The sequence below is a fragment of the Oscillospiraceae bacterium genome (genome assembly GCA_022483045.1).
GTDB lineage: Bacteria > Bacillota > Clostridia > Oscillospirales > Acutalibacteraceae > Caproicibacterium.
In genome coordinates this window covers 504,910-520,828 of record JAKVOA010000001.1, presented here as the reverse complement: position 1 = coordinate 520,828, position 15,919 = coordinate 504,910, and the positions used below count along the sequence as shown (strand labels likewise).

Below are 15,919 nucleotides of genomic sequence, written 5' to 3'. Positions count from 1 at the left end.
TTATAGAAATGCTTTTATTTTCACTCTGTTTGCCAAGTCCCTGATATGGCAAAGAAAGAAGGTTTCTCTATGGAATTTACCCAAAAGAACGGATGCCTGATTGGGCGTCACGAGCACGAGACCCTTTGCATTGAAGCCTGGGGCAAAAATGCGCTGCGCGTGCGCAGCACAGCAAACCGCGCTTTCAGCGGCCGCTGCAACGCCCTCGACCCGGAAAAGCGCTCTGCCGATGCACAAATTCGCCTGAGCCCCGACGGCGCCGAAATTCGCAGCGGCTCCCTGCGGGCAGTGCTGAACTCCACCGGTGTCATCTCCTTTTTTAAGGAAGACACTCTGCTGCTGCGCGAATACTACCGCAACTACGGCGGCACTATCTGCAAAGAGGGCCGTGCCCTGAAACTGGAGGGCCGCGAACTGAAGCCGCTGGCCGGAAATGATTACACCATCAAAGCCCGCTTTGAGAGCCGCGACGGCGAAAAGCTGTTTGGCATGGGGCAGTACCAGCAACCTTACCTGGACCTAAAGGGCTGCACGCTGGAGCTTGCCCAGAGAAACTCTCAGTCCTCTATTCCATTTGTACTCTCAAATCTCGGCTATGGCCTTTTGTGGAACAACCCCGCTGTGGGCACCGTCTCTTTCGGCAAAAACCTGACAGAGTGGACCGCTACAGAGGCAGAAGAACTAGATTACTGGATTACAACAGATGAAGCCCCTGCAAAGATCATTGAAAACTACACCGATGTTGTCGGCCGTTCCCCGATGTTCCCGGAAAAGATCCTCGGCCTGTGGCAGTGCAAGCTGCGCTACCGCTCGCAGGAAGAAGTGCTCGCCGTCGCGCGGAAATACCGTGAACTGGGCATTCCGCTGGATGTCATCGTCATTGATTTCTTCCACTGGCCATACCAGGGCTCCTGGTGCTTCGACAAAAAGTATTGGCCCGATGTACGCGCTATGACTGACGAACTGCACGCTATGGGTATTAAAGTGATGGTATCCGTATGGCCCTCTGTCGACAAGCGCGGCAAAAACTTTGGCGAACTGCAGGAGCGCGGTCTGCTGCTGCGAACCGAGCGCGGCACTGTAGAGACCTATGATTTCCAGGGCGAGTGCGCTACCATTGATTTGTTTAACCCCGAGGCACGCCAGTTCCTATACGAAACCTGCAAAAAGAATTACAGTGATCTGGGTATTGATTTCTTTTGGCTGGACAATGCCGAGCCGGACCTTGCTGTTTATGATTTTGACAATATCCGTTGCTACGACGGCCCCATGCAGAAATACGGCGCCGCATACCCGAAAGACTACGCAAAGACTTTCCATGACGGCATGACCGCGGACGGCCGCACTCCTTTTATGAACCTGATTCGCTGCGGGTGGGTCGGCAGCCAGAAATACTCCACACTGCTTTGGTCCGGCGATATTCCCAGCACCTATGAAGCGCTGCGCGACCAAATTTCGGCCGGACTGAATATCGGCATTGCCGGCATTCCCTGGTGGACAACAGACATCGGCGGCTTTATGACAGATGATGTCAATGACCCCGATTTTCGTGAGCTGCTGGTGCGTTGGTATGAATTTGCGGTTTTCTGCCCCATTCTGCGTATGCACGGTGACCGTGGGCCCTATAATATTCCAGAGCTCGACCACCGCGACTACGGCGGCGGATACCTGCATACCGGCCAGCCCAATGAGCTTTGGAGCTACGGCGAGGATGTTTTCCGTATTCTGAAAGCCAACCTTGACACCCGCCTTACACTGAAGCCCTACCTGATGGATCTGATGCAGCAAGCACACGAGACCGGCGCGCCCCTGATGCGCACCATGTTCTTTGAGTTCCCACAGGACGCCGCCTGCTGGAATCTGGACGACCAGTATATGTTCGGTTCCCGTTATCTGGTTGCGCCTATTCTTACACCGAAAACCTTTGAACGAAAAGTATATCTCCCTGCGGGAAATTGGCAGGAGATTCACTCCGGTGAGCAGTTTGCCGGTGGAGAGTCCGTCACTGTAAAAGCGCCGCTGGAGTATATCCCGGTGTTTGAGCGGCTGACAAAATAAGGATGAACAATCAGTCCTCACAAAAGAGATAGAAAAGGCGCAGAGCAGATGGATTTTATCCTCGGCTCTGCGTTTTTGTATTTGCGTTTTTAGGGCTACCTGAACAGGACAGGCGCAATTTTATCTGCCGCTGGGTATTTTGTCTGCAACTCGGCCCAGATTTTTAACCTCTAAGGCACAATAATTGTCGAAATTCTTAAACCCAAATTTCTGATAGAACGGAACAACTGCCTTATCTGATGGCATAATTTTGACATACAGAAAATCGGTGTAGTGCCTCATCATTTTTTCCATCAGGGCATATCCGATTCTCAGTTTCTGATAGGCCGGCCTTACCAGCAGGTAATGAAGGAACGCCGTCGTGGCCCCATCATCTAAGCTTCTCACCAAACCGACAAGGGTGTCTCTGTCCCATGCAGAAATCACAACTGATGAGTTTTTCATTCCCTCTGCCAAGCGGTTTGGGTACTTGCCGGACTCCCATTTTACGGAAGAAAACAGGTCCTCGAGCTGGGCGGGCGTAAATTCTTTGCTTTCACGGTAAGTAATCTTCATGGCTTTTCCTTTCCAAAGCGACCCGGTTTTGGGGAGTTGGTGCACCGCTGTGCGCCTCGCGCTAAAGAAAGAATAACACGCCGTCGCAGAGAAGGCAAGGGACTTTGCCTTGCAGCCACCTTGAAAAAAATCATCAGATGAAAATACAAAAGTCCCCGAAAGCCAGATGTTTCAAGGCTTTCGGGGACTTTTCACTTGGAGCAGAAGACGGGAATCGAACCCGCATCCTCAGCTTGGGAAGCTGGTATTCTGCCACTGAACTACTTCTGCATAACAGAGAAATTATAGCACAAAACAGATACTGCTGCAAGTTATTTTAGAAGTTTTTGAAAAATATCGATTTCAGCCTGCGGGTCGCCGGAAACAGCCACCAGTAAGTAGCGGTCTTTCTGCACCACCGCTGCCTGCTGTACCAGCTGATACTGGTCGCGGCTGACCCCGAGAAAAGCCTGCGCTTTTCGCTGCAGGCGGCTGCCAATGACTTTTTTGGCTTGCTGGGCGTCCGCGGTACTGCGCAGGCGAAAGCAGCACAGCTCACCAGCCTTGCTGCTTTCCTTAGAAAGCCACATGCCCTGACTTTCGACCACACTGCCGGTAAATGGATAATATTTCTGCACAGAAGCATTCGGCACCTGCGTATAGCTGTCTTCACAGCCAATCTCCTGCACAATCTGCGCTGCCAGTTCCCCCGCAGGGGGGCGGCTGTTCTCTTTATGCTGCACATATAGCGTGTGTACTCCCACAAACACTACACAAGCTGCCGCCACAACTGCAAAAACTGAAAGAAGGATCCACCGGGGCTTCACACGGATTTTCATAGGTATTTTAGCCTCCTACGATATGATTCTCTTATTTTACGGGATTCTAACTAAATAATAATTCTAATTATGAACTTAATTGAGCATATTTTCAAGTTCTTTTTTCTCATTCCATTTCAAAGGTTTACATAACTTTTGTTCTTACCGCATGTAAAATACTTCCTGTTTAAAAGTCTTCAACATTTTCAACTGTGTTTTCAACCAAAAAAGGCCTTTCGCCCGCCATTTTGGGCGAATGGGGTGGAATTTTCCCCGCTTTCAACATCCGCTTTGTTGAAATTCCTTATGTTCTCACGTTTGATAAGTTACAAAATCATTACAATATGACAGAAGAGAAGCGGCTTTTTAGGCATTTCGTTTTCTAAAAAATTATTTCACATAAAAAATGGGCCGCTGCAGGACAAAGCCTGCAAACGGTCCATCTTTTTCGACAAATCAGTCGGCAAACTGGCTGTTGTAAAGGTTGGCGTAAAAGCCACCCTTTGCCAGCAGAGATTCATGTGTGCCCTGCTCGACAATATCGCCGTGGTCCATAACAAGGATTAGGTCTGCGTCACGAATAGTCGACAAGCGGTGCGCAATAATGAACGAGGTGCGGCCCTTCATCAGTTCATCCATCGCGCGCTGAATCAAGATTTCTGTACGGGTATCTACACTGGAAGTGGCCTCATCCAGAATCAAGATCTGTGGGTCAGCGAGAAAAGCCCGGGCAATCGTCAAAAGCTGTTTCTGCCCCTGGCTGATATTGCTTGCTTCTTCATTTAAAATCATGTCGTACCCACCCGGCATTGTGCGCACAAAGTGGTCTACCTGGGCGCTCTTTGCGGCAGCAGCAATCTGCTCATCTGTCGCGTTGCGGCAGCCATAGCGGATGTTTTCGCGGATAGAGGCGTTGTAAAGCCAAGTGTCCTGCAGCACCATGCCAAACAGCATGCGCAGGTCATGCCGCTTAAAGTCGCGGATATCATAGCCATCTACCAAAATGGCGCCGCTGTTGACATCATAAAAACGCATCAGCAGCTTTACCATGGTCGTTTTGCCTGCGCCGGTCGGGCCGACAATGGCAACACGCTGGCCCGGCTCTACAGTCGCGCAGAAATCATGGATAATCTGCTTTTCCGGTGTATAGCCAAAGCTGACATGCGCAAACTGCACGCTGCCGTTGATATGCACGTTCAGTTCTGTATCCGGTTTGTCGGTTGTATTCAGAGTAATCGCATTTTTGCTTTCTGCAGGTTCCTCTTTTTCTTCCAAGAAGTCAAAGACGCGCTCGGCAGCCGCTGCTGTAGACTGCAGCACATTAGAGATGTTTGCTACCTGCTGAATGGGCTGCGTAAACTGACGCACATACTGCGTAAATGCCTGGATATCGCCGACTGTGATGGCGCCCTGTATCGCATACCAGCCACCTAAAATACAGATGGCTACAAAACCGACATTGCCGATAAAGGCCATAATCGGCTGCATCATGCTGGAGAAAAACTGGCTTTTCCATGCGGAATGGTATAAATTTTCATTGTAATCCGAAAATGCCTCTTCGTTTTTCTCTTCTCCGTTAAAGGCCTGCACAATCACATGGCTGCCATACATTTCCTCGATATGGCCGTTGACGTGGCCCAGATAGTCCTGCTGCTGCTTATAGTATTTCTGTGAATGCTTGACTACCAGCATAATTACCAAAGCAGAAAGGGGCACAATGCACAGGGCCACCAACGACATTTTCCAGTTGATAGAAAACATCATAATAAGAATGCCGATCAGCTGTGTAACACTGGTGATAATCTGTGTCAAAGACTGGTTGAGGCTCTGGGAAATGGTATCAACATCATTGGTCAGGCGCGACAGCACCTCGCCATTTGTCGTGGTATCATAATAAGAAAACGGCAGGCGCTGAATCTTTGCCGCGATATCGCGGCGCAGGCAGTAGGTCACGTCCATGGTGACCCCGGTCATAATCCAGCCCTGTGCGTAGCTAAAAGCCGCGCTGATTAAATAGATTGTCAGCAGGAACAGCAGAATCTGCGCGATGCGGACAAAATTGATACCCTCACCTGTGCCGGAAATCTGGTTGACTAGGCCGGTAAAGATTTCTGTGGTAGCTTTGCCTAGAATTTTTGGCCCCACAATCATAAAGATGGTGGAACATACGGCAAAGATCAGTACCAGAATGATTTTGAATTTATGTCTGCTCATATAATGCAGCAGCTTTTTAAACGTACCGGAAAGGTCCTTGGCTTTTTCGCCGGGTACACCCATTGGCCCATGGCCCATAGGGCCGCGGCGCCGGGGCGGTCTGGAGGTTTGCATTTCACTCATGCTAATTCCTCCTTTGTCAGCTGGCTCGAAGCAATTTCATAGTACGTCCGGCAGTTTTTCAGCAGCTCGCGGTGCGTGCCCCGGCCGACAATTCTGCCCTCATCCAATACAACAATCTGGTCAGCGTCCATAATTGTGGAAACACGCTGTGCTACCAAAAGCACGGTTGCGCCGCTGATCTGCTTTTTCAGCGCAGCCCGCAGCGCCGCGTCTGTCTTAAAGTCCAGTGCAGAAAAGCTGTCGTCAAAAATGTAAATCTGCGCTTTTGTAGCCAGTGCGCGCGCAATAGACAGGCGCTGCTTCTGCCCACCAGAAACATTGCTGCCACCCTGCGCGATTTCGGTCTCCATACCGTGCGGCATAGCATCGATAAACTCTGTCGCCTGTGCCACCTGCGCCGCTTCGTGCAGGTCTTGCTGTGTTGCGTCGTCTTTGCCATAGCGCAAATTGGAAGCCACACTGCCGGTCAGCAGCACGCCTTTCTGCGGAACATAGCCGATACGCCTGCGCAGGTCTTTCTGCGTCACGTCGCGCACGTCACGTCCCTCTACCAGCACAGAGCCGCCGGTCACGTCATAAAAGCGCGGAATCAGATTGATCAGTGTGCTCTTGCCAGAGCCAGTCGAGCCGATAAAAGCCGTTGTCTGGCCTGGCTGGGCTGTAAAGCTGATATCCTGCAGCACATCTTCCTGTGCGCCGCTGTAATGGAAGCTGACATTGTGAAACTCGACCACGCCCTTTTTGTCGGGGTCAAATGCCTTGGGTGCCGGCGGGTCTTTTATGGACGGTTCTGTTTCAATAACATCTGCGATACGCCCGGCAGAAACTGAGGCGCGCGGCAGGAAAATGAAGATTGCCGAAATAAACAGGAAGCTGATGATAATCTGCATGGCGTACTGCATATAGGCCATCATATCACCAACCTGAATCTGGCTCTCTGCCACCTGATGTGCACCCACCCAGACAATCAGCAGGGAAATACCATTCATCACAAACATCATTGCCGGCATTAAAATAGACATCAGCCGGTTGACAAAGCGCTGGTTGTCTGTCAGGTCGCGGTTGGCCTTATCAAAGCGATCTTCCTCAAACTGTTGATTGCTGAAAGCACGCGTCACCATCAGGCCCGTCAAGTTTTCACGTGCCACCAAATTCATGCGGTCAATTAAGCTCTGCATCTTTTTAAAGCGCGGCAGTGCAATAGAGAAGAGCACACAAACCAAGCCGACAAGCACAATTACCGCCAGCGCAATAATCCATGTCATAGAAACACTCTTGCGCACTGCCATGGTAATGCCGCCAATCGCCATCATCGGCGCATAGAAAAGCATGCGGATTCCCATGAGTACAACCATCTGTACCTGTGTAATATCATTTGTCGTGCGCGTAATCAGCGAGGCAGTGCTGAATTTATCAAATTCGGTATTGGAAAAATAATTGACACGGTGGAACACGTCCCGCCGCAGGTCACGCCCTATGCCGGCGGAAACGCGGGAAGCCAATAGGCCCACTAAAATAGCGGCCAGAGCGCTGCCCAGCGTAAAGAGCAGCATCATCAGCCCCTCTTTAATGATATAGTTCTGCTCAATTTTCGCGGTATCTACACCAAGTTCTTTATAAAAAGCTTTTACCAGCACGGTGCCGCTCTGCAGCTTCATACTGCTCTGCACCTGTGCCGCTTTTTTCTGTGCATCTGCAAAGGTCTGTTGCGGCACTTTTTGAAGCAGCGGCTCTATCTGATACAGCTTGGAAAAGTCCATGTTGCTGATATCTGTCGAGGAGCTACTGTTCTGCGCTGTAGAGGCTTTACTGCCAAGGGTACTTTGCAGGGACTCCATTGTCTTAATAAAAGTCCAGGTGTTTTCTCCAAACACAGCGCTGACCGCCTGGCGGTCGGCGCTGCTGCTAAGCATATAAATATCCTCTTTGGCATTTTGCGGGTAGCGGGCTGTCTGGGTACCCGTTTTCGCCAACGTATAACTTTTGTCGATGACAGATTTCTGCCCGGTTGTCATAAAGTGCTCAAAAAACCGGAGTCCTTTTGCGCTTAGGGCATCTGGCGCAGCATCTGTAATGCCGCCCTGCTGAATACCTATATTTACGATATTGCTCATATAGTTTGGCAAAGACAAATCACACATTGCCTGCCCAAACAGCAGCAGCACCGCCAGAATGATTGCCCCAAGGTACGTTTTAAAGTAACAGGAAATTCTGTGCATGCTTTCCTTCCTTTCTGCTTATAAAAAATGACCTGCCGAAATCTCACTTGAGCTCCTCGTCCATTGCATCTGCAAGTTCGTTAAGAATCTGCGTAAGCTCTTCTTCTTTTTCGGGGCCGATATGGCCGAGCACACGGTCCATTTTCTCTGAAATCTGCGCGGTCAGCTCGCGGTAGCGCTGGTGCCCGTCATCGGTGATATGCACATACACAACCCGCCGGTCCTCTGCGCTGTTGACCCGCTCAATCAAATGTTTTTTCTCTAAAGAGCGCAGCACCTGGCTCACCGCCGGCCGGCTCATGCGCATGTGGGTGCCAAGCTCGCTGGCGCGCAGCTCATGGTCCTGCTGCAAATGCAAAATATGGCACAGCACATACAGCTCTCCCGGCGTAATGCTGGAAAGGCGGTGCAGTTTTCCAGTACTTCTGCGCACCCGCCCGGCAGCCGCAAACAAGCGGGCATGCCCATTGTCTGCCAAAGTCGTTTCACCTCCCTCAAAAGTAGCATGTATAAAGTATTTAAATATTCTTAATAATTTAGTATTATAAACTACTTACTGTGAATGTCAATCCTTTTGTTCCTTCTTCCTTTGTGCTATGATAAGCAAAAAACAATAGAGAGGGGAAATCTCAGTGGCGGCTTCTGTAATACACGGCACGGTGTTGTGCGGCAAGACCGAAGTCCCTTATATCTTAGTACATAAATCGGTAAAAAATGTAAATATTCATTTGCAGGAAGACGGAACCGCTGTCGTTTCCGCTCCCCGCCGCGTGCCAAAAGCGGAAGTAGAATGTATTCTGCAACAAAAAAGCAGCTTCCTGCAAAGCGCACACAGAAAGCTGCAGGAGCACAAAGTCCTGCTCCCGCCAAAACATCAATACCAAACCGGTGAGCAGTTCCGCCTGCTGGGGCAGATACGGACCCTGCAAAATGAAACAGCCAGCCACTGTGCAGTCTCCCTGCAGGGTACAGCTTTGCTGCTGCAGGCCCCCGCTGAAACCCAAACGGAAAAGCGGCAGGCTCTGTTGCAGAAATGGCTGCGCACCGTTTGTTTTTCTGTTTTCGGTGACACTGCCCGTCAGGCTGAAAACCTGCTGCAGGACAAACCTATCCCGCAGGCGGTCACACTGCGCATACGGCGCATGACCTCACGCTGGGGCAGCTGTATTCCCGCAAAACATATCATTACGCTGAGCACCCGCCTGCTCGAAACACCGCTGCCCTGCGTACAGGCAGTGGTCCTGCACGAATACGTTCACTTTCTGCACCCGGATCACTCCCCGTTTTTTTACGCAGAGCTGGAAAGCATAATGCCGGACTACCGCAGCCGCGTGCTCCCCTTAAAAAGCCCCGCCTACTCTGTCTTTTATAATGAATGACCCTATTTGTTCCTCTTGCACTGCACCGGAAAGGTGTATACAGCAAAACGCCCCACAGAAAGGCAGCGAAAAGCCATTTCTGCGGGGTGTTTTTATGTTTTGCTTATTTCTTTTTTGGTTCCGGATAGTAAAGTGCCTGGGTGCTGTCACCGACGCCGGCAGTAGTCGGGTCGTTGACCACACCAAGAATTGCAAACACGGCAAACAGCGCATTGACAATCGCTGTAAGCTCCTGACTGCAAATTCCGTAGTCCCAGTTGTACCCAAAAGGCGCTATCACTACCTGTACCAGCAGCAGAACCGCCGGAACCAATGCCAGCCAAAACGCTTTATTTTTAACACGAACTTTCCAGTTGATTTTCATTGTATAAAGCCTCCAATTCTGTATGTACCTCGTCGATTCGGTGATGCGCAGATTTTGCGGAATCCTCCACCTTTGCCATACGCTCAACCAAATGATTGTGCTTCTCCACTTTTTCTTCCAGTTTCTTTAGTCGAAACTCCACCAGCTGGTTGGATTTTCGCACGCCGGCCCAGCTGCCAGCTGCTGTTCCGGCAAAAGCAATCAGGGCTACAATCACTTCTGTGGGCATGGTATCACCTGCACAGCGCCGCGAATGTTGCCTTGCCGGCCATACCGTCGATAGACAGCCCCGCGGTCCTTTGATATGCCCTCACGGCGCTGTCTGTACTGACACCGAACACGCCGTCAAGTCCGCCGCAGCCATAGCCGTGCGCCATCAAAACCGCCTGCAGACTGTACACAGCCGCGTTTTTACTGCCCAGACGCAACGTCTTAATTGCTGCATCCGTTTTCGGCCCCCAGATGCCGTCTACTGACAAACCCGCTCCGTACGACTGATTACAGCCGCGCTGCACCGACATTATCGCAGCTTTGCGCGTCTCCGGCCCCCAAAATCCATCTACTTTGAGTCCAGCGCTGCGCGCGTTGTACCACTGCTGTGCTGTGCTTGTATTCGCGTTTCCGGCAGATGCGGCTGCCGCTTGGGCGGCCTTGGCAGCCACTGGAACAGCGCTGCCTTTTGCCCAGCCGTTTAGGCCGCGGGCACGCACTTGCGCAGGATAGTCTGTGTAACAGATATCTGTATCACAGCCCCCGCCGTCAATATTTGCCCCGCTGCAGTGCCCTCCTGTTTCTGGAAAGGCATTCTGCCAAATACCGCACACTTTATCCGGTACAGCTACACCCGGCCGCGCATACCAAAACGCATAGCCGCCAAGCTCGCCGGTATCAATTTTATTTTCGTACCAGTCTTTATTGATATAATATCCCGGCAGATAGCCCGCCCGCTGCAATCCGCTGCACACTACCTTGATGATATCCGTCAGTGTTCGGTTGCTTGGCATACCGTGACTTGCTTTATAGCCATCTGCATCCTCCATGTCGATAAAGACCGGGTAAAGCGGTTTTTTCCCTTTTAAAAGCCGCAGCAAGTGCGCAAGCTCGCTTTTTGCGCTGTCTACTGTCAGCGCATAGCTGTAAAGATATGCGCCCCACAGCAGACCCAGACGGTCACATTCGCTTACATTGCGTGCAAATTGTGAGTCGTCCTGGTTGGCCTGGTCACTGCCATACCCTGCACGCAGAATTGCAAAGCCAACCCCGCTTGCTTTGACTGCACTCCAGTTTACTTTACCATTGTATGTACTCACATCAATTCCATTTTTCAAAATATTTTATCCCCCGTTAACTCATCAATTTTTTGCCGGCATTTGACCCGCTTAGCTAAAATTTCCGAATAGTCTTCTGTCAGTTTGGTACCAGTATAAGCAGCCTCGGCCATTTTCGCCGCGACGTAGTCCGTTTGCAGCAGATAGGTCCGGTAATACGCCAATTCAGTTTCTTTGCCGGTGCCAAACATCTGCTGGTAGATCTCTAATTCTGCAATTTCCATTTTTATGTATCCTCATTTCCCTGCAGTCCCCAAATCTGATACATTCCTTGATACAGCAGATTACTTACTGAAACTGGGGAAACAATACCGAAGGTCAGTTTGCTGCTGTCAGACAAATATTTTGGATTGTAGGGGATCAACACACCGCTGGAAGAAAGACTCAACTGTACACTTTTTATTGTACGCATCGCGCAGGGCTTTGTTACTGCAGCCGCTATGTTTCCATTCAAATAAGAACTGCCGTACGCAGTTTTTACAGCGTCTACGGTGTCTGAAAAGTACCCCCACAGATGCACTCTGCCGTCCGCATAAATTTCCCAGTGCTGGTCTGTTTTGCGGTCATCGGTTTTGCAGTGTTCTGCGCCCACATCGCTGTAAGTCAAAGCAATGTCTGCTGTCAGCGGATGTCCGTTTACCGTGCGACTCTGCGGCACAGATTGATTCCACGTGCTGCGCTCCGCATCTGAAACATGCCGGGCCGTATCCATTGTATGTGATGTCAGCGTATCATATCCCGCAAGGCCGCCGGCTTTGTCTTTTTCTGCCGCCAGGCACGTATTGACTGCCGGCTGTAAATCACCGCTTACCACACTTTCCGCATTTGCAGCTGCCGTATTTGCACGGACCGCCGCCATGTCTGCTGCACCGGCTGCAGCAGCGGCGGCCTTGGCGCCGCTGCTGGCTTTTTCTGCCCCGGCAGAGGCATCTTGTGCAGCGCTTGTCGCAGATACGGCCGCTTTATCCGCTGTGTCTGCGGCCGACTGTGCCTGTTGCGCGGCAGTCTGTGCCTGCTCAGCCGCCTGCTTCACCCCCGCCGTTTTGCTTACTGCATCAGTCAACACCTGAAAATCATTGGTACTTGTCAAGGTGCTGTCCGGATTGTCGGGAATTGCCAAAACATTTCCGGTGCAGCTGGTAGAGGTCTGCATACCAGCCGTTTTATTTGAAATTTCCACCACCAGTTGCATGAAGCCCGCCGCCGCGGTCACCTGCGGGGCTATCTGCCACTCTGCTGCAGCCGGGTCCTCTGCATTTACAGTACCGTCATAGTACCCCATTGTGCCGTCCGCTTTAATCACTTTCAACCGAACACTGCACCCTGCCAGATTCATCAGCTGGTCTTTAAAATCATACACATAAACACGAAGTGTCCAGCCAAAACTGCCCTGTGCAATAGTAAAGCTCTCGCGGCTGTCATGCGTCAGATAAAGTTTTAAAACCGGTGTATCTGGGAAATTCACCATTTTCTGTTTCCTCCTTTTCTGAATGCTGCATTTTCACTTTCACCTATCGCATAAAAGAAATGCAAAATTCGCTTTCAGAAGCGAATTTTTACAAAAATTTTTCCTCTTTTTGTATATCAAATCAGAAATAGCTGCTTTACACAAGCACAGTCTTGTAAAAATTATCAAAAGTCCGTGCTTTTTCAAATAAAATTCGCTGATATTTCCAGAAAGATTTCTTGCAAAACCCCAGTTTACAAGGGAGAAAAGGCGTATTATAATGAATTTGTATAAGAATGTCAAAAGGATGTTGCTCTATTTTAAAAGAGAGGGGGAAAACAGATGCTTCGGGAAATGAATTATGTCACGATGCTGCTGGCAAATCTGCTGGTTATAGGGCTGTGGCATGGAACCAGTTTTTTAATGTCGACGCACCTGCCAAATTCTTATTTTCAGCCAAGTTCCACGCAGTTTCGGGCGTGGAAGTGGGAGCGCGGCGGCCGCTGGTACCGGGACCACCTGCATATCAACGACTGGAAAGACCGTGTCCCACAATTCATCAGTCAAGATGGTTTCTCTAAAAAGCATATTACGAGTGTTTCCTCAAAATACTTGGATGACTTTATTGCAGAAACCTGCCGGGGAGAATGGACACATACGCTCAATCTCGGGTGCATTTTTGTTGTGCTCATTTTAAACCAGTCTTTGGTCGGCTTTACTTTTTCCATCTTGATTTTCTTTGGCAATTCACCGTTTGCAATTATACAGCGCTACAATCGCTTTCGTTTGGTAGCTCTGCGCAAGCGCCTGTACAAGGAAGAGACCCGCGCGGTCGCTACCATCTAATGTATGATTGTGCGTAGTCTGCTTTACCAGAAAGCGGTGTGAAAAATCAAAAGAAAATTAAAGCACCAATTAAAACACCAATGGAAATGGGGACTTTGTGCCGCCGTGGCAATCGCAGCTTTTTTCTGCATTACTGCGGCGGCCAATCTGTACCTAAAAGACGGTCCAACTTTTCAAATAAAGGCCGGCAGCAGCTACACCCCCGGCAGCAAAGTCCAGCTGCAGCTCTACGTTTCTCCCGGCCGCACTGCCCCCGGCGCTTTTCGCACAGCACTGCAGTACGACCCGGAAATATTTGAATATGTAAGCCATACGAATGCTGCACAGACCAGCGGCGCAGATATTTTTGTGCGGCAGGCAGAGCCGCTGATCACTGTTTACACTTGCAGTGTAAAGCAGGACAATGCACCAAACCTTTCCGGCTGTATTGTCACTTACACTTTTCGTGTGCGCTCAAACGCACCAGCCGGCAGCTACACATTTTCTATGAAGCCCGACGAAGCGTGCGATTTTAACGGAAAGTCTCTGCCAGACGGCAATGAAACACAGACGGTCGTGCAGGTCAGCGCCGCCGCTGCAGGTGCAAAAGGGAGCGGCACTGCAGTGACAGCTCCCCGCCTGCAAAGTCTTGCTCTGGAAGACTCTTCTCTGGGACAGCTACAGCCATCTTTCCAGCCAGAAGTCACTTCGTATCAAGTAACAGTTCCAGAAAGCTGCAAGGCACTCTGGTTCTGCACCGAACAACCGGCAGGCACTGCTGTCAGCATAAACCGGCACACCCTGAAAGCGGCCGGTTCTGATACAATGATCACCATCACCGCATCTGCCGCCGGAACGCAGGCAAAAACAGTTTATTCCGTAATTGTTCACCGCCCACACGGTTCCGCTTCCTCTGTGGTATCTTCCCACAAGGTTTCCTCAAAGCATCAAAGTACATCGGCCAGTCGAAAACAGTCACGGTCCGCTTCCGGTTCGAGCGGAGAAGCCTACACACCTTCCTCCATTCCGCGCACTTCCGGCGATGGAAAAGCTTCTCTTACTATTTCGGGGACAGGCAGCTTTACCGCTTTCCAGACTGGTATTTGCGTTGCTCTGCTAACCGCCTGTGCAGTAGCCGCTGTTTTGCTGGCTGTACGCACCCGCTGCCGGAAACGAGCTGAAAAAGACAAGCCCCCAGAGACCCCGCCCAAAGATAAATCTCCATAATCCATTCTGCACCAAAATAGATATAAAAAGGCCTGCGGCATACTGGCAGTGAATCCAGTACGCCGCAGACCTTTTCTATTTTACCTTATTTATCTGCAGGACCGCTTAGAGCAGACAGAAACATCTCTTTTATTCCGCAATGTGCTGCACAGTTTCTCCGGGCAGCAAACTCCCCGGCACCGAAATGCTGACCGGCAGAGTTGTTTTGGGGTTCTCAATCAGCTCTATCAGCTTTTGAGCTGCCGTTTTGCCCAGTGCTTCGGTATTCTGATGCAGGGTTGTCAGTTTGGGCCGCAGCATCTGCGAAAGCGGAATCCCGTCATATGCGGCAACCGAGATGTCCTCTGGCACCCGCAGACCTGCCTGCCGCAGGACATTCATTCCGCCAATATAGGAATAATCGTCCGGAAACAGAATGCAGGTGGGGCGCTCAGGCAGGGCCAGCAGTTCTTCCGTACAGCGTGCAGTTGCTTTTGGGTCATGGTAAGCTGCCTCCCGCACATATTCGTCTGGGACGCTGATGCCCCACTTCATGCAGGTCTTGTAAAAACTTGCCATGCGGTTTGCCGTAACACTGGTATATTCGCCGTGAATCAGCGCAACCCGGCGGTGCCCCATAGAACAGACATAATCGGTCAGGTCGTGCATTCCCTTGATGTTGTCGGAAATTACAGAAATGTGATTGTCAAAGATATGGTCAATGGTAACTACCGGAATATCGCTGTTTACCAGCTCAATGACCTGCGGGTCAAAGAAATTGACACAGGCGATCATCACGCCGTCCACACCGCGGTAGCGGCAGTGCTCCAGATACGTGGCCTCACGCTTTCCGATATGATGGTTGATAAAGGTAATGTCATAGCCGTTTTTTTCCACCTCAACCTTAAAGCTGTCGAGTACAGCGGAAAAATAGACATGCGTCAAACCGCTGCGGGTCTCATCTACAAAAAGGACCCCCAAATTATAGGTACGATTCGTTTTCAGCGCCCGCGCGGCGCTGTTTGGCATATAGCCCAGTTCCTTTGCCGCCGCACGCACTTTTTCGGCAGTCGTTTTGCTGACTTCCTGGTGGCCGTTCAGGGCCTTGCTGGCGGTTGCAACCGAAACGCCGCATTTTTCTGCAATATCTTTTAAGGATGCCATTTTTCAAGTCTCCTTTATTCGCTGTGAAAAAAGTTTCGCTAAAATATTGTATCACATCGAAGAATGAAGGGTGAAAATCTTATAAATCGTTTTCACATCTATAATATACTGTATTTATTGCTAAAATGCAATCAGTTTTTGATGTAATCCTATAAAATTAAGATCAATATTCTGAAAATACAGATTTTTTAGCAAAAATTCTTTTTATAAAATTGCTTATACAGTCTTTTCTCTAAATAT

General features: G+C 50.2%; 15 protein-coding genes and 1 tRNA gene. 4 read left to right on the top strand and 12 right to left on the bottom strand.

What is annotated here, in order from left to right; genetic code table 11:
• The first annotated feature begins 69 nt into the window (after positions 1-69).
• Positions 70-2,058, top strand: coding sequence for a family 31 glucosidase (locus tag LKE53_02505; protein MCH3971635.1), 1,989 nt, complete (start codon positions 70-72; stop codon positions 2,056-2,058).
• Positions 2,059-2,178: 120 nt separating this feature from the next.
• Here the strand turns inward: LKE53_02505 and LKE53_02500 are convergent, their stop codons facing one another.
• The 6 genes from LKE53_02500 to LKE53_02475 all read right to left on the bottom strand — a co-directional run bounded on the left by LKE53_02500 (position 2,179) and on the right by LKE53_02475 (position 8,444).
• Positions 2,179-2,613 carry a GNAT family N-acetyltransferase gene (locus LKE53_02500; protein MCH3971634.1) on the bottom strand — a complete coding sequence of 145 codons (435 nt, stop codon included), beginning with the start codon at positions 2,611-2,613 and terminating at the stop codon, positions 2,179-2,181.
• Positions 2,614-2,809: 196 nt separating this feature from the next.
• Positions 2,810-2,883 (bottom strand) — tRNA-Gly (locus tag LKE53_02495).
• 41 nt (positions 2,884-2,924) lie between these two features.
• The gene (locus LKE53_02490) at positions 2,925-3,431 is read right to left on the bottom strand and encodes a DUF4358 domain-containing protein (protein MCH3971633.1); all 507 of its coding nucleotides are present in this window, start codon (positions 3,429-3,431) and stop codon (positions 2,925-2,927) included.
• Positions 3,432-3,866: 435 nt separating this feature from the next.
• Complete coding sequence (locus tag LKE53_02485; GenBank protein ID MCH3971632.1) at positions 3,867-5,747, bottom strand: ABC transporter ATP-binding protein/permease; 1,881 nt, start codon at positions 5,745-5,747, stop codon at positions 3,867-3,869.
• Positions 5,744-7,966: an ABC transporter ATP-binding protein/permease gene (locus tag LKE53_02480; protein MCH3971631.1), complete on the bottom strand. Its 2,223-nt coding sequence runs from the start codon at positions 7,964-7,966 to the stop codon at positions 5,744-5,746. Before LKE53_02480 ends, LKE53_02485 begins: the two co-directional genes overlap by 4 nt.
• A gap of 43 nt (positions 7,967-8,009) precedes the next feature.
• Positions 8,010-8,444, bottom strand: a complete 435-nt coding sequence (locus tag LKE53_02475) for a MarR family transcriptional regulator (protein MCH3971630.1) — start codon at positions 8,442-8,444, stop codon at positions 8,010-8,012.
• Positions 8,445-8,598: 154 nt separating this feature from the next.
• Between LKE53_02475 and LKE53_02470 the strand changes: the two genes are divergently transcribed.
• Positions 8,599-9,345: a M48 family metallopeptidase gene (locus tag LKE53_02470; protein MCH3971629.1), complete on the top strand. Its 747-nt coding sequence runs from the start codon at positions 8,599-8,601 to the stop codon at positions 9,343-9,345.
• 103 nt (positions 9,346-9,448) lie between these two features.
• On the opposite strand, the gene LKE53_02465 is transcribed toward LKE53_02470, so the two are convergent.
• From LKE53_02465 to LKE53_02445, 5 genes are read right to left on the bottom strand one after another with little or no spacing between them, the layout of a single operon-like run.
• Entirely contained in the window at positions 9,449-9,709 is a 261-nt protein-coding gene (locus LKE53_02465) for a phage holin (GenBank protein ID MCH3971628.1), read from the bottom strand.
• Entirely contained in the window at positions 9,681-9,938 is a 258-nt protein-coding gene (locus LKE53_02460) for a hypothetical protein (protein ID MCH3971627.1), read from the bottom strand. Before LKE53_02460 ends, LKE53_02465 begins: the two co-directional genes overlap by 29 nt.
• A gap of 4 nt (positions 9,939-9,942) precedes the next feature.
• Entirely contained in the window at positions 9,943-11,037 is a 1,095-nt protein-coding gene (locus LKE53_02455) for a peptidoglycan-binding protein (GenBank protein ID MCH3971626.1), read from the bottom strand.
• A complete protein-coding gene (locus LKE53_02450; GenBank protein ID MCH3971625.1) occupies positions 11,034-11,261 on the bottom strand; it encodes a hypothetical protein in 228 nt (75 codons plus the stop codon). The genes LKE53_02455 and LKE53_02450 overlap by 4 nt, the downstream gene beginning before the upstream one ends.
• Before the next feature lie 2 nt (positions 11,262-11,263).
• Entirely contained in the window at positions 11,264-12,505 is a 1,242-nt protein-coding gene (locus LKE53_02445) for a hypothetical protein (GenBank protein ID MCH3971624.1), read from the bottom strand.
• Positions 12,506-12,826: 321 nt separating this feature from the next.
• Between LKE53_02445 and LKE53_02440 the strand changes: the two genes are divergently transcribed.
• Together LKE53_02440 and LKE53_02435 are read left to right on the top strand one after the other, a co-directional pair.
• Entirely contained in the window at positions 12,827-13,330 is a 504-nt protein-coding gene (locus LKE53_02440) for a hypothetical protein (GenBank protein ID MCH3971623.1), read from the top strand.
• A gap of 105 nt (positions 13,331-13,435) precedes the next feature.
• Positions 13,436-14,536, top strand: coding sequence for a cohesin domain-containing protein (locus LKE53_02435; protein MCH3971622.1), 1,101 nt, complete (start codon positions 13,436-13,438; stop codon positions 14,534-14,536).
• 129 nt (positions 14,537-14,665) lie between these two features.
• Here the strand turns inward: LKE53_02435 and LKE53_02430 are convergent, their stop codons facing one another.
• Entirely contained in the window at positions 14,666-15,679 is a 1,014-nt protein-coding gene (locus LKE53_02430; GenBank protein MCH3971621.1) for a LacI family transcriptional regulator, read from the bottom strand.
• Between the last annotated feature and the right edge of the window lie 240 nt (positions 15,680-15,919).